A 13,669-nucleotide genomic window follows, 5' to 3' on the forward strand; every position below is an offset into this window, starting at 1 on the left:
AATTCGCTTCGCGAATTTCGACCTCTCCCGCAAGCGGGAGAGGTTATTTTCAAAACTCCTTCAACAACCGATCGATATAATCCAACTCCTGCTGCGGTCGGCCGCGTTCGGCGGCCCGGCGCCGCAGCTCCATCAGGATGTCGCGGGCGCGCTGGAGCTCCGAGGCGCTCGGCACCTTCACGTCGTTGCCGAACGAGCTCCCGTTCCCGGCGCGGCCCAGCGGGTCCTCGTTGGCGCCGTTCTGCTGGTCCTGGCCCATCTCCTTCATCAGCTTGTTCGCCAATTCGTTGGCGGCGCCGCGCAGCGCGTCGAGCGCGTTCTTCTGGTCGAGGCTGGACCCGTTGAAGTCGTTCGAGCCCAGCTCCTGTCCCGACTGGCCCATCGAATTGCCGGCGCGGCCCAGATCGTTCGGCGCCGGAATCTTCTGGCCGCCGAGTCCGTTCAGGATGTCGCCGAGCTGTTTCTTGATGTCGCCCTGTTCCTTCTGCAGCGCCTTGGATCGACCTGCTCGCCCTGGCGGCCCTTGAAGGTCTTGTCGAGCAGCGCCCTTTGCTTGCCCATCAGATCGCCGAGCCCGCGAATCGCATCGGACAGCGCCTTGCTCGTGGGCGATTGCGGACCGTTGCCGTTGCCCGCGCCGTTGCTCAGCCGGAGATTTTCAAGAAGGTTCTGCAGCAGCGCCAGCATCTGCTGCGCCTGGCCGCGCGCGCCGCTTTGCGCGAGCTGCTGGATCGTCTTGAGCAGCGTCTGCAGATCCTGCTCGCTCAGCACCTTGGTGTCGGGCGGCGGCGGTCCGGCATTGGCCTGCGGATTGGCCGCCAGCGCCTGCATATAGCGCTGCATCGCTTCGTTGTAGCGCTGGAGCAGTTCGTCGATCACATCCTGCGGCGCGCCCTGGGCCAGCGCCTGCGCCAGCATCGCCTGCAAGCGCCGCAGATCCTCCGCCGCCGACAGCATGCCGCCGCGTTCGAGCCCGGCCGCGATCTGCCACAACAAGTCCTCGACGTGTTCGACCTCCTCGGCATGGGCCGCATGGACAAGGCCCCAGCGCGCGGCGCGGATCGCCGTGTAGACGCCCGACTGGTTCGCATAGAAAATCTGCGGCGCGAGGGTGAGCGCGTCGAGCATCCTGGCCACGCGATTGCGGTCCTGCGGCGTGGTGCTGGTCGCCAGATTCTGCCGCTGCTCGATCAGCGCGCGGGCCAGCGGATTGGTGAACACCCGCGCCGGCAGGCGATAGGTGACCGGCTTGGTCGACGCCGTCTGGCCCGCGCCGTCCACCGCCTGCAGCACGATGTCGACGTCGAGGCCGGCATAGGGATGCGCCGTCAGGTCCTGGAACGCGGTCTCGTTGACCGATTTCGCCGAAGCCGGCAGCGACAGATCGAGGACCAGTGCCTTGCCGTGCCGGTTGTGCGGCGTGATGATCGCGCGCACCGCCGTCACGCCGTAATCGTCGCTCGCGCGATAAGCGAGCTTGAGTGCCTGGTGCTCGGTCTTGCCCGGCGGTGCGGTGAAGGCGATGGTCGGCGCGTGGTCCGGGATCGCGGTGAACGACCAGTCGCCGATGGCGCGGCCCGAGCTTCTCACCCGCACATGCGCGTCGCCAAGGATGCGGGCGCTCGCGGCGTATTCGCCCCGGCCGCCGGCAAAGCCCGCGCCGCTATCGCTGTCGGAATCGAAGGCGAGGCCCGGCGCATGGCCCGCGCCATGGACGCGCAGATTGAGCACCGATCCCGCCGGCACGGCGAGCGTCATGCCCTTCGCCAGATAGACCGGCGGCTGGCCGGTATAGGCCGGCGGATCGATCCAGGCATCGAGCGTGGCGCTTTCCGCCGCGCCGTCGTCGTTGAACCCGGCCCATAGCCGTCGGACCGAATCCGTGCCGGCGACCGCCAGTCCCGCCACCACCAGCAGCAGCACGACGAAGCGCAGCGCGCGCGGATCGCGCCTGGGCAGTCCCGGCGACGGCCAGGCCACCGAGAGCCTGCCGACGCTCGCCAGCAGCCGGCGCAGATGCAGCGCCCACAATTCCTCGGCCAGCGGATCGCCGCCGCCGATGGCCAGCCGGTCGCCGGCTTCGGAGATCGGCCGGTGCGCAAGGCCGCTGGACCGCTCCAGCCGCCGCGCACCTTCGAGCCAGTCCGGCAGATGCAGGTCGCGGAACCCGAAATAGAGCGCCAGCCCAGTGGCCGTGATAGCGCCGGCCAGGATCAGGGCATGCACCGTCCAGGGCAGCGGCGCGAACAGGTCGAACAGCGCGGCGGCCGCGAACAGCCCGGCGATGCCGCTCGCCGGCCACAGCGCCGGCCAGACCCGCTCGAAGGCCAGCGCCGCGCGCGACCACCGGATATAGCGGTCAGCCCTCAAGCCAGTCTGGAATTCTTTCGGATCCGAATAACGCGTCATCGTCCATTCTTGGCCGGACCACGCTCCATCGCTCGTCCTTGACGAGCACTTCCGGCGCGGGCGGGCGCGCATTGTAAGCCGAAGCCATCACCGCGCCATAGGCGCCGGCGGAGAGGATCGCCACCAGGTCGCCGGCTTCGAGTTCCGGCATCTCCCGGTCGGCGGCGAAAATGTCGGAGGTTTCGCAGACCGGGCCGACCACGTCATAGCGCCCGCGCGGCGTCTGGGCGCCCGGCTCGGCGACGCGCACGATCTCGTGATGGGAATCGTACAGCGCCGGCCGGATCAGGTCGTTCATCCCGGCATCGACGATGGCGAAGGTCTTGGCCTCGCCCTTCTTGATGTAGAGCACCCGCGTCACCAGGATTCCGGCATTGGCCGCGATCAGCCGGCCGGGTTCCAAAATGAGCTGGCAGCCCAGGCCCTGGGTGATCCGCGTCGCCAGCGCGCCATAGGCCGACGGATCGGGCGGCGGCGCGTTGTCGGTGACGTAAGGCACGCCCAGCCCGCCGCCGAGGTCGAGGCGGCTGATCGTGTGGCCGTCGGCGCGCAGCAGCGCGGCCAGCTCCACGACTTTCCGGAACGCCTGCTCGAACGGTTCCAACTCGACGATCTGGCTGCCGATATGGACGTCGATCCCGACGGCCGCGATGCCCTTCAGCGACGCCGCCAGCTTGTAGGCCTCGCGCGCGCGCGACCACGGAATGCCGAACTTGGTCTCCGCCGTTCCGGTGGTGATCTTGGCATGCGTCCTGGCATCGACATCGGGATTGACGCGGATGGTGATGGATGCCGTCTTGCCCATCGCGCCGGCGACCTCGCTCAGCGCCAGCAGTTCCGGCTCGCTCTCGACATTGAACTGATAGATCCCGGCATCGAGGCCGAGCGCCATCTCGATCCGGGTCTTGCCGACGCCGGAAAACACGATGCGGTTGCCGGGTATACCGGCGCGCAACGCCTTCTTGAGTTCGCCGCCCGAGACCACGTCGGCGCCCGCGCCAAGCCGCGCCAGTGTCTTCAAGACGGCGACATTGCCCAGCGCCTTGACCGAGAACGCGACCAGCGAATCCTTCGGGACCGCGGCCGCGAAGACGCGATAGTGCCGCTCCAGCGTGGCGCTGGAATAGCAGTAGAACGGCGTGCCGACCTTTTCCGCCAGCACGTTCAGGTCGACGCCTTCGGCATGCAGAACGCCACCGCTATAGCCGAAATGGTTCATAGCCCTTGCTGCTGGGTGGTCGGCGGCTTGGAGGGATCCTTCTGCCCCTTCGGCGTCGGCTTGCCGTCCGGCATGACGAGATCGTTCTTCACGCCGCAACCGGCGACGCTGAGCGCGAGCAGGACGGCGAGGACCAGCCGAGCGTTCACTTCATCTTCTCCCGCCAGAAGAAAAGCTGCTCGCGCACCCGGTCGGGCGCGGTGCCGCCATAGCTCATGCGCGCCTTGACCGAGGCCTCCAGCGACAGCACGGCGAACACCTCCTGCGTGATCCCCGGCTCGACCGCCTGCATTTCGGCCAGCGGCAGTTTTTCGAGCGGCAGGTTCAATTCTTCGGCGCGCCGAACGATGCTGCCGGCGATGTGATGCGCCTCGCGGAACGGCTTTCTCAGCGTACGGACGATCCAGTCGGCCAGGTCGGTCGCGGTCGGATAGCCTTCCTCCGCCGCCGCACGCATCGCTTCCGGGTTCACCGTCATGTCCGCGATCATCCCGGCCATCGCGGCAAGCGACACCTCGACCGTGTCGGCGGCGTCGAACACCCTTTCCTTGTCTTCCTGCAGATCGCTGCCATAGGCCAGCGCCAGGCCCTTCACCACCGTCGCCAGCGCCACGAAGTCGCCCAGCACGCGCCCCGTCTTGCCGCGGATCAGCTCGGCCGCGTCGGGATTTCTCTTCTGCGGCATGATGGAGGAGCCGGTGGTGAACGCGTCCGACAGCCGCACGAAGCCGAAGGCCGGCGTCGACCATTGCACGATCTCGCCCGCCAGCCGCGACAGATGCGTCGCCGCGATGGTCGCGGCGGCGAGATATTCCAGCGCGAAATCGCGCGCCGACACCGCGTCCAGCGAATTGCGCATCGGGCGCAGGAAGCCGAGCGCCTTGGCCGTCACGTCGCGGTCGATCGGATAGGGCGTGCCGGCCAGCGCCGCGGCGCCAAGCGGGCTCTCGTTCAGCCGCTTGGAGCAATCGGAAAAGCGCGTGCGGTCGCGCGCGAACATCTCGACATAAGCGAGGCAGTGATGCCCGAAGGTCACTGGCTGGGCCGGCTGCATGTGGGTGTAGCCCGGCATGATGGTCGCGTAATTCGCTTCGGCCTGCGCGAACAGCGCGCGCTGCAAGCCGTCGAGCCCGGCATCGGCGCGGGCGCAAGCCTCGCGCACCCATAGCCGGAAATCCGTCACCACCTGGTCGTTGCGCGAGCGCGCGGTGTGCAGCCGCCCCGCCGCGTCGCCGATCAGATCCTTGAGCCGCGATTCGATGTTGAGATGGATGTCCTCCAGCTTGCGGCTGAAGACGAATTTGCCCTCGGCGATTTCCTTCTCGATGATATCGAGGCCGCGCAGGATCGCCTCGCAATCGGCGTGGCCGATGATCTGTTGCACCGCCAACATGCGGGCATGCGCCTTGGAGCCCGCGATGTCCTGGGCGGCCATCCGTTTGTCGAAATCGATGGAGGGCGTTATGACCTCCATGATGGACGCGGGGCCGCCCTCGAACCGGCCGCCCCACATTTTGTTCGCAACCATGAGATGCCCGTGACGCTGTCCCGCACACATTACATCGTAATCGCCGCGGTGATCGCGGTCCTGGCCGCGGCTGCTGTTCTATATGAGATGCGGGGCGGCGCTGTCCAACGAGCGGCGGGCCCGCCGGCCGTCCTGGCCCCGTTTGCCGCGGCGAAGGCGCCCGCGCCGGTGCCCCAGGTCGCGATCGTCAACAGCGGCGGCACCCGCCGGACCCTGGCCTCGTTCAAGGGCAAATACATCCTGCTCAATCTGTGGGCGACCTGGTGCGCCCCCTGCGTGCGCGAGCTTCCGGCGCTGGCCAAGCTCAAGGCCGCGGTGCCGTCCGACCGGTTCGACGTCGTGGCGGTCGATGTCGGGCGCGGCACGGCGGCCGACGCGCGGACCTTCCTCGACGCGCATGGTGCCAAGGCGCTCGACACCTATGTCGATTCCAATCTCGCTCTGCTGCGGGCCTTCGGCGCTTTCGGCCTGCCGCTCACCGTTCTGGTCGATCCGCAAGGCCATGAGGTCGGCCGCGCCGTCGGCCCGGCCGCCTGGGATTCGCCCGAGTCGATCGACTATTTCCGCGGACTGGCATCGGCCAGGTCCTAGGTTTGTATTGCCATTTGTGTGTACAAATGGCAGACTTCCGGCATGGTTCGGGCGGTCGCCGGATTCGACTGGGATGTCGGCAACCTGGCCAAGTGCCGCAAGCACGGCGTTTCCCTCGCGGAAATCGAGAGCTTGTTCGAAGGCTCGCCGCGGATCGCGCCCGACCTGAAGCACTCGGCGACGGAAGACCGCCGAATTGCCGTCGGTCGCGGCGCTTCGGGCCGGGCGTTATTCGTGGCCTTCGTGTTCCGCATGGTCGACGGGACGCTCCGCATTCGGCCGATCACGGCGCGCTACATGCACAGCAAGGAAGTCGAGGCCTATGAAAAAGAGAGTCCCTAAGCTGACATCCGATGCGGCCGCCGAGCGGTTTCTCGCGCGGGATCTATCGGGTCTCGATTTCTCGCAGTTCAAGCCCGTCCGCTTCGAATTCGAAAAAAAGACGGCGCGCGTAAACATGCGGCTGCCCGAGACGCTGCTCAAAGCCGTGAAGGCCCGCGCAACCGCGAGAAAAATTCCCTATCAGCGCTTCATTCGCGAATCGCTCGAGCGCGCCGTCGCGACCAGGAAATAGCCGGCGCTGCCGCGCCGCGTCGGGCGCCGCCCGCGCAAGCGCGGTTCCTCGACAGCGGCGGACCGGCGATGTTAGCGTGCCGCCATGGTGGACTTCGCGGATTTCGTGGCGCCGTTCGATGCCGACGCCTTTCGTGCGGACTATTACGGCAAGCGCCCGCTGCACATTTCCGGCACGGGCCGGGAACGGACCGGCATCCTGGATTGGCCGCGGTTCAACGCGGCGCTCGCGCTCGCGTCCTTTTGGACCGAAGACACGCTGAAGCTCTACTTCAAGAACCGCGCGGCGCTGCGCGACACCTATTGCGACCTCGCCGATTTGCGCCCGGGGCAGAGCGCGCCGGTCAATCCCGAGCGGGTCAAGGTGCTGCTGGGGCTCGGCGCCAGCCTGATCACCAACCAGTTGCATCGGGTTTGCCCGGAGGTGAACGCGGTGGCCCACATGCTCGAACGCGAATTCGCCGCGCGCGTCATGGCCAACGCCTATTGCTCCTTCAACGGCGTGCAGGCGTTCCAGACCCATTTCGACCTGCACGATGTCTTCGCCGTCCAGGTCGAAGGCGAAAAACTGTGGCGCGTCTACGAGGCGCGGGCGGACACGCCGGTCGCGCCGGTGCCGCCGGGCGAAGCGGGCGAGAAATGGTTGTTGGCGACGCGCGGACGTTTGCTGTTCGAAGTGCGCATGAAGCCCGGCGACATCCTCTATCTGCCGCGCGGTCAGTACCACGACGCCCTGACCGCGGCGCAAGCCTCGCTCCACGTCACCTTCGGGGTCACGCCGCCGACGGGGCTCGCCCTGTTCAAGCTGCTGGAGAATGTCATGGCCGGCGAAAGCGCCTTTCGCGCCGCCCTGCCGGATGCGCGCCGCCCCGGCGAGCTGCGCGAGCGGCTCGCCGTTCTCGCCGACCGGCTCAAGGCCGTGCTCACCTCGCCCGCCTTCGCCCTGGATGTGCTGAACCATCAGCGCGGTCTGGCCGGCACAGCGCCGGACTACGACTTGCCGGCCCAGATGCCGTCGTCCTGGTACGCGACCGCCCGTCCGGCGAAAGTCCTGCGGCGCGATGCCGGTTTCGTCCTCATCTGCGACGGACGCGAGATCGCGCTGGGCGCCGCCTATCCGGCCGTCGAATGGCTGGTGCAGCAGCGGTTCTTCTCCCTGGAAGACGCGCTCGCCCGCCATCCCGGCGTGGACCGGTCCGAGCTGCGCGCCGTCCTGGAGCTTCTCGTCGGCGCCAAGATCGTCGCGCCGACCCAGATGCAGCAGTAAACGCGCCGATACATCAGGACGCGGTGCGCGCCTGGAGCGCGTCCAGCGCCGGCCGGGCATAGGTGTCGATCGCCCGGCGCAGCGCGGGCGACGCGGCGGACTGCTTGGCCTCGGTATCGGATTCGAAGATCGCGGCCTCGCCCCGCGGCGCCTTGGAATAGGTCCGCGCGGCATCCGCCATGCGCTCCTTTTGCGCGCCGTCCAGCGCGAGCGAAAAATGCGGCGCCACGATGTCCCACGCCGCCGCCGGCAGGTCCGCATAGGACACCAGCTTGCCCTGGCCGGCGTTCAGCCGCAGCGCCGCGGTGCAGAACGCGCCATAGAGGCGGGCGATGTCCTCCTCGCTGGATCGCGACACGCCGAGCGGATCGATCACCCGGACAAGCCGGTGATAGGGTTCGGAGTCCTTGGCGAACCATCCGGCGGGCTCTTTCAGCAGCGAAACGCCGACCTCGACCGGATCGCGATAATTGAAGACCCAGGGCGATGTGGGAAACGCCTCGGCCAGCATGTCGCAGAACAGCGTGTTCCAGCTCGTGAGTTTCAGGACATAGGGTCCGCGCGCATGGGCGGCGAACGCCGCGCCGAGCGAGCGCAGCGCGCCGACCAGATCGTGGCGCGGCCAGGTGTGCGGCGGCAGCAGGATCTCGCTGACCGGCAGTGGCTCGCCATAGACCACCAGATTCTCGTGCTGCTTCAGCAATTGCGACAACAGGGTCGAGCCGCAGCGCGAGACATGGAAGATGATGCCCGCGGGCGCGCTGCCCGGCGCGGCCTTGCCCAGATCGCTCCGGGGAACGTGCACGACCCGGTCCGGCGACGCGATCCGCACCACCGTCTGCTGCATGAACGGGTCGTGCAGCTCCCGCGGCGCGATGTCCCGCAGCATCAGATACAGGCCGGTCGGGTGCAGGGCCGCGCGCACCGGAAGCCCGCCGCCCGGACTCTTATCCATGGGCCCAGGAAATCACGCGGCCGTTCGGCGCGTCAATGTCGTGACGGATCACCGCGTCGGGACCGGATGGTCGCCGCGATAGTCGTAGAAGCCGCGGCCGGTCTTCTGACCGAGCCAGCCTGCTTCGACATATTTCACCAAAAGCGGACAGGGGCGGTATTTCGAATCCGCCAGGCCCTCATACAGCACCTGCATGATCGACAGGCAGGTATCGAGCCCGATGAAATCGGCGAGCTGCAGCGGCCCCATCGGATGGTTGGCGCCCAGCCGCATCGCGGTGTCGATCGCCTCGACGTTGCCGACGCCCTCGTACAGCGTATAGACCGCCTCGTTGATCATCGGCTGCAGGATGCGGTTGACGATGAAGGCCGGGAAGTCCTCGGCATAGGCCGCCGTCTTGCCGACCCGGCGCACGATCTCCAGCGCCGCCTGGAAGGTCGGATCGTCGGTCGCGATGCCGCGGATGACTTCAACAAGCTGCATCATCGGCACCGGGTTCATGAAATGGATGCCGATGAAGCGCTCCGGCCGGTCGGTCGCGGTGGCGAGGCGCGTTACAGAGATCGACGAGGTGTTGGTCGCGATCAGCGCCTTGTCGTTCAGCCGCGGCGTCAATTCCTGGAAAATCTTCTTCTTGACCGCCTCGTCCTCGGTCGCCGCCTCGATCACGAGGTCGCGGTCCTTCAGATCGTCCAGCGCGGTGGTGGTGCGGATGCGCTTCAGCGCCGGCTCGATCTGCTCTTCCTTGATCAGGCCGCGCGCCGCCTGGCGGTGCATGTTCTTGGTGATGCGGTCCAGCGCCTTGCCGAGCTGGTCCTTGTTGACGTCGTCCAGCACCACATCGTAACCCGCCAGCGACAGGACGTGGGCGATGCCGTTGCCCATCTGGCCCGCGCCGATAACGCCGATGCGTTCAATAACCATGTGCTTCTGTCCTCGTTGGCCTAATAGCCAAGCTTGGTGAGCTCTTCGTCCATTTCCGGGATTGCCTTGAACAAATCGGCGACGAGGCCGTAATCGGCGACCTGGAAGATCGGCGCTTCCTCGTCCTTGTTGATGGCGGCGATGACCTTGGAGTCCTTCATGCCGGCCAGATGCTGGATCGCGCCGGAAATGCCGACCGCGATGTAGAGGTCCGGCGCCACGACCTTGCCGGTTTGTCCGACCTGATAGTCGTTGGGCACGAAGCCGGCATCGACCGCGGCGCGCGATGCGCCGACCGCGGCGTGCAGCTTGTCGGCGATCTTGTCGAGCAGATGGAAATTGTCGCCCGACTGCATGCCGCGCCCGCCCGAGATCACGATCTTGGCCGAGGTCAGTTCGGGGCGTTCCGACTTGGACAGCTCCTCGCCGATGAATTTCGACAGGCCCGGATCGGCCGCCGCGCCGATCTTCTCGACCGTCGCCGATCCGCCTTCGCCCACGACCTTGAAGGTGGTGGTGCGCACGGTGATGACCTTCTTGCCGGCGCCAGCCTGCACGGTGGCGATGGCGTTGCCGGCATAGATCGGCCGCTCGAACGTATCGGGGCTGACGACCTTGATGATCTCGCTGATCTGCGCCACGTCCAGCTTGGCGGCGACGCGCGGCAGGTAGTTCTTGCCGTTGGTCGTGGCGGGCGCGAGGATCGCATCGTACTTGTCGGCGAGGGAGAGGATCAGCGTCTCCATCGTCTCGGCGACCATCTTGGCATAGAGCGGATCGTCCGCGAGGATCACTTTCTCCACGCCCGCGAGCTTGGCGGCGGCTTCCGCCACCGCGCCGGCATCCGATCCGGCGACCAGCACATGCACCGGCGCGCCGAGTTGCGTCGCGGCGTTCACGACCTTGGCGGTGGCTTCCTTGAGGGACTTGTTGTCGTGTTCGGCGATGACGAGAGAGGTCATGGTCAGATCACTCCCGCTTCGTTCTTCAGCTTGTCGAGCAGTTCGGCGACGGTCTTCACCTTGATGCCGGCCTGGCGCTTGGGCGGCTCGGTCACCTTCAGAACCTTCAGCTTCGGCGCGATATCGACGCCGTAGTCGGCCGGCGACTTCTCCTCGATCGGCTTCTTCTTCGCCTTCATGATGTTCGGCAGCGAGGCATAGCGCGGCTCGTTGAGGCGCAGATCGACGGTCATCACCGCCGGCAGCTTGACCTCCACGGTCTGCAGGCCGCCGTCGATCTCGCGCTCGATCTTGGCGCTCTCGGCGTCCAGTTCAAGTTTATGGGCGAAGGTGCCCTGGGCCCAGCCCAACAGCGCCGCCAGCATCTGGCCGGTCTGGTTGGAATCGTCGTCGATCGCCTGCTTGCCCGCGATCACCAGCGACGGCTTTTCGATCTCGCAGATGGCTTTGAGGATCTTGGCGACCGCCAGCGGCTCGACCTCCTGGTCGGTCTTCACCAGGATGCCGCGATCGGCGCCCATGGCGAGGGCGGTGCGGATGGTCTCGGATGCCTGCTGCGGCCCAATGGAGACGGCCACGACTTCCGTCGCCTTGCCCTTCTCCTTCAGGCGCACCGCCTCTTCGACGCAGATCTCGTCGAACGGGTTCATGGACATTTTGACGTTGGCGAGGTCCACGCCGGACTGGTCCGCCTTCACGCGAACCTTGACGTTGTAGTCGATCACCCGCTTGACGGGCACCAGCACTTTCATGAGTTCGAAAATCCCTGAACGGTGGCGGTTGGTTTAGCGTGTGGCGCGAGGCATGCGCCGCGTTTGTTAGGTTCCGCCCCTCTTTTTGCGGCGCAAAAACTAGGACCGCCGCCATCCCCGTGTCAACGAACCGTCATTCCGGTTTCTTTGGGGAAACAAGGGCAGGCAATCCCTCGGATTAATTGGTTGCAGCGCAGCATTTTGCCCCAAGCAGCGTCATTCCGCCGCACTCTCGCTCTCCCCCTGAGGGAGGGCAACTGTCACTTCAGCGTATCGAGATAGGCGACGACGTCGGCCACCTGCGCCGGGTTGGAGATGCCGCCGAACGCCATGCGCGTGCCGGGCACCAGCCGGGCCGGGCTGGTGATCCAGGCCGTCAGCTTGTCGTTGGTCCAGGTGATGCCGGACGTCTTCAGCGCCCCGGAATAGGCGAAGCTGGGAAGCGACGCCGCCTTGCGCCCGACCACGCCGAACAGGTTCGGCCCCAGCCCATTGCCGCCGCCCTTTGTGGCGATGTGGCAGATGGCGCAGCGTCCGAAGATCGTCTTGCCGTTGCCGGCGTCAGCGGCCATGGCCGGCGAGCTGGCGACCAAAAGGGCAGCGAACAACAACTCTTTGCGCATTGCGATCTCCCGCTCGTCTTCCCCGATCCTAGCAGAGGCGTGCCGGCTCGAAATAGCGGCTGCGGTTGCGGCGAATGCGCGTTAGGTAGTGCCATGCCATCCGCTCCTTCCCCCCTCAAAGGCGCCCGCCGCGTCGAGCTGATCGTCATCCTCGGCGCGCTCACCGCTTTCGCGCCGCTCTCGACCGACATGTACCTGCCGGCGCTCCCCTCGATCGCGCACGACTTCCACGCCTCGATCGGCGATGTCGAGCGCACGCTGGCGTCGTTCTTCCTGGGCTTCGCGCTCGGCCAGGCGCTGTTCGGCCCGCTCGCCGACCGCTTCGGGCGCAAGGCGCCGCTGATCGGCGGCCTTGCCGTCTATGTCGCGGTTTGCCTTCTGGGCGCGGCGACGTTCTCGGTGCCGCTCCTCACCGGATTGCGGTTCGTCCAGGCGGTCAGCGCCTGCGCCGGCGCGGTCATCGCGCGCGCCTGCGTGCGCGATCTGTTCGAGGCGGCCGAGGTGCCGCGCATCTTCTCGGTGATGATGACGGTGATGGGGCTGGCGCCGCTGCTCGCGCCGTTGCTCGGCGGCTATCTCCTGCTGCTGCTGGGCTGGCGCGCGATCTTCCTCACCCAGGCCGTGCTGGGATTGCTCGGCCTTCTCGCCGTCGTGCTGCGCCTGCCGGAAAGCCATGCCGGGCCGCGCCGCGACCTGCATCTGGGGACGATCTTCCTCGACTATGGGCGCATCGTGACCGACCGCCGCTTCATCGGCTATGTGCTGGCGGCGGCGACCTCGGCCGGCGGCCTGTTCGCCTACATCACCGCCAGCCCGCATGTCTTCATCGATCTGTTCCACGTGCCGGCGCAGCATTTCGGCTGGTTCTTCGGCGCCAACGCGGTCGCGCTCATCACCGGTTCGCACGTCTCCGGCCGGCTGCTGAAGACGCGGCGCGCGGAGCAGGTGTTGATCGTCGCCCAGCTCGGCCAGGCCGGCGCCGGTGTCCTGCTCATGACCTTCGCGACGACGGGAATCGGCGGGGTGTGGGGCATTGCCTTCGGCCTGATGCTCTATGTCGGGCTCAACGGCGCGGTGATGCCGACGGGAAGCGGCCTCGCGATGCGGCCCTTCAGCCTGAACGCCGGCATGGCCTCGGCCCTGCTCGGCACGTTCCAGTTCGGCATGGCGGCGCTGGCCTCGATCGTCGTCGGCGCGCTGCCGCAGACCAGCGCGCTGGCGATGGCGTCGGTGATCGCCGCCTGCGGCATCGGCGGTCTGGTGTTCAACCTGCTGCTGAGCCCGAAGAGCGACTGAGTTTTTCCTAAAGCCCAATTGTCATACCCCGCGAATGCGGGGTACCCAGTTGACGCTTGCTCCGGCCGTGCGGATTTCACCTGGGTCCGCCGCATTCGCGGCGGATGACACTGAGTGGCAGGATCAGTGCCCGGTGCCTGACTTCGCGGTCTCGATCGCGGCGCGGAAGGCGAGCGGGTCGGCGATGCTGGGCAGGTCGACATGGTCGACGCCGGTGCCCTCGATGCGCAGATGGCCGTAGCCGAGCATGCGGCCCCACAGATTCTGCGTCACCCGCACGCCCTCGATGTTCGGTAGCGCGACCTCGAAGGTCTTGAGGTTGAACAGCCCCTCCTTCTCGACGAAGCGGTGCGTGGTGACGCCGATCTCGGTCGTCCATTTGCGCACCATCATGACGACGAAGATCACGATGCCGATCAGGAACCAGCCGAGGAAGATCAGCGCCAGCCACGCTTTCAGGCTGTACCACCAGTGGAAATGCGCCCGCGCGACCAGGCGCTCGCCCTGGCCCAGCGTGCTGTCGATATAGGACATGCGGTACTCCCCCGACTCGTCGGAGCGACCATAACG

The 13,669-nt window shown here is 66.9% G+C and carries 16 protein-coding genes; 5 read left to right on the forward strand and 11 right to left on the reverse strand.

The features are described 5' to 3' along the window. Positions 1-49 precede the first annotated feature (49 nt). The 5 genes from WDM86_11555 to argH are packed head-to-tail and all read right to left on the reverse strand — an operon-like array spanning position 50 to position 5,156. Entirely contained in the window at positions 50-490 is a 441-nt protein-coding gene (locus WDM86_11555; protein MEI9990665.1) for a DUF4175 family protein, read from the reverse strand. Beyond that, positions 442-2,409: a DUF4175 family protein gene (locus WDM86_11560; protein MEI9990666.1), complete on the reverse strand. Its 1,968-nt coding sequence runs from the start codon at positions 2,407-2,409 to the stop codon at positions 442-444. Before WDM86_11560 ends, WDM86_11555 begins: the two co-directional genes overlap by 49 nt. Further along, positions 2,360-3,628, reverse strand: a complete 1,269-nt coding sequence (gene lysA / locus WDM86_11565; GenBank protein MEI9990667.1) for a diaminopimelate decarboxylase — start codon at positions 3,626-3,628, stop codon at positions 2,360-2,362. The genes WDM86_11560 and lysA overlap by 50 nt, the downstream gene beginning before the upstream one ends. Beyond that, complete coding sequence (locus WDM86_11570) at positions 3,625-3,777, reverse strand: lipoprotein (protein MEI9990668.1); 153 nt, start codon at positions 3,775-3,777, stop codon at positions 3,625-3,627. Before WDM86_11570 ends, lysA begins: the two co-directional genes overlap by 4 nt. Continuing rightward, positions 3,774-5,156, reverse strand: a complete 1,383-nt coding sequence (gene argH, locus WDM86_11575) for an argininosuccinate lyase (protein MEI9990669.1) — start codon at positions 5,154-5,156, stop codon at positions 3,774-3,776. The genes WDM86_11570 and argH overlap by 4 nt, the downstream gene beginning before the upstream one ends. Positions 5,157-5,165: 9 nt before the next feature. Between argH and WDM86_11580 the strand changes: the two genes are divergently transcribed. The 4 genes from WDM86_11580 (at position 5,166) to WDM86_11595 (ending at position 7,587) form a co-directional block, all read left to right on the forward strand. Next, positions 5,166-5,747: a TlpA disulfide reductase family protein gene (locus WDM86_11580; protein ID MEI9990670.1), complete on the forward strand. Its 582-nt coding sequence runs from the start codon at positions 5,166-5,168 to the stop codon at positions 5,745-5,747. 18 nt (positions 5,748-5,765) lie between these two features. Next, on the forward strand, positions 5,766-6,089 hold the full coding sequence (locus tag WDM86_11585; GenBank protein MEI9990671.1) for a BrnT family toxin: 324 nt from the start codon (positions 5,766-5,768) through the stop codon (positions 6,087-6,089). After that, positions 6,070-6,321, forward strand: coding sequence for a CopG family antitoxin (locus tag WDM86_11590; protein MEI9990672.1), 252 nt, complete (start codon positions 6,070-6,072; stop codon positions 6,319-6,321). Before WDM86_11585 ends, WDM86_11590 begins: the two co-directional genes overlap by 20 nt. A gap of 84 nt (positions 6,322-6,405) precedes the next feature. Then, complete coding sequence (locus tag WDM86_11595) at positions 6,406-7,587, forward strand: cupin domain-containing protein (GenBank protein ID MEI9990673.1); 1,182 nt, start codon at positions 6,406-6,408, stop codon at positions 7,585-7,587. A 13-nt stretch (positions 7,588-7,600) separates the two neighbouring features. Here the strand turns inward: WDM86_11595 and WDM86_11600 are convergent, their stop codons facing one another. The 5 genes from WDM86_11600 to WDM86_11620 form a co-directional block, all read right to left on the reverse strand. After that, on the reverse strand, positions 7,601-8,542 hold the full coding sequence (locus WDM86_11600) for a hypothetical protein (protein MEI9990674.1): 942 nt from the start codon (positions 8,540-8,542) through the stop codon (positions 7,601-7,603). Between the two features lie 48 nt (positions 8,543-8,590). Continuing rightward, a complete protein-coding gene (locus WDM86_11605) occupies positions 8,591-9,466 on the reverse strand; it encodes a 3-hydroxybutyryl-CoA dehydrogenase (protein MEI9990675.1) in 876 nt (291 codons plus the stop codon). A 20-nt stretch (positions 9,467-9,486) separates the two neighbouring features. Next, positions 9,487-10,428: an FAD-binding protein gene (locus WDM86_11610; GenBank protein ID MEI9990676.1), complete on the reverse strand. Its 942-nt coding sequence runs from the start codon at positions 10,426-10,428 to the stop codon at positions 9,487-9,489. A gap of 2 nt (positions 10,429-10,430) precedes the next feature. Beyond that, positions 10,431-11,180 (reverse strand): electron transfer flavoprotein subunit beta/FixA family protein, encoded by a 750-nt coding sequence (locus WDM86_11615; protein MEI9990677.1) that lies wholly within the window; start codon positions 11,178-11,180, stop codon positions 10,431-10,433. 260 nt (positions 11,181-11,440) lie between these two features. Beyond that, positions 11,441-11,803, reverse strand: a complete 363-nt coding sequence (locus tag WDM86_11620) for a c-type cytochrome (protein ID MEI9990678.1) — start codon at positions 11,801-11,803, stop codon at positions 11,441-11,443. A 93-nt stretch (positions 11,804-11,896) separates the two neighbouring features. Here WDM86_11620 and WDM86_11625 point away from each other — a divergent pair, with 93 nt between their 5' ends. After that, on the forward strand, positions 11,897-13,099 hold the full coding sequence (locus WDM86_11625) for a Bcr/CflA family multidrug efflux MFS transporter (protein ID MEI9990679.1): 1,203 nt from the start codon (positions 11,897-11,899) through the stop codon (positions 13,097-13,099). A gap of 123 nt (positions 13,100-13,222) precedes the next feature. On the opposite strand, the gene WDM86_11630 is transcribed toward WDM86_11625, so the two are convergent. Continuing rightward, complete coding sequence (locus WDM86_11630) at positions 13,223-13,633, reverse strand: PH domain-containing protein (GenBank protein ID MEI9990680.1); 411 nt, start codon at positions 13,631-13,633, stop codon at positions 13,223-13,225. Positions 13,634-13,669 lie beyond the last annotated feature (36 nt).

Origin of the sequence: Rhizomicrobium sp. (assembly GCA_037200045.1) — a bacterium.
Classification (GTDB): domain Bacteria; phylum Pseudomonadota; class Alphaproteobacteria; order Micropepsales; family Micropepsaceae; genus Rhizomicrobium.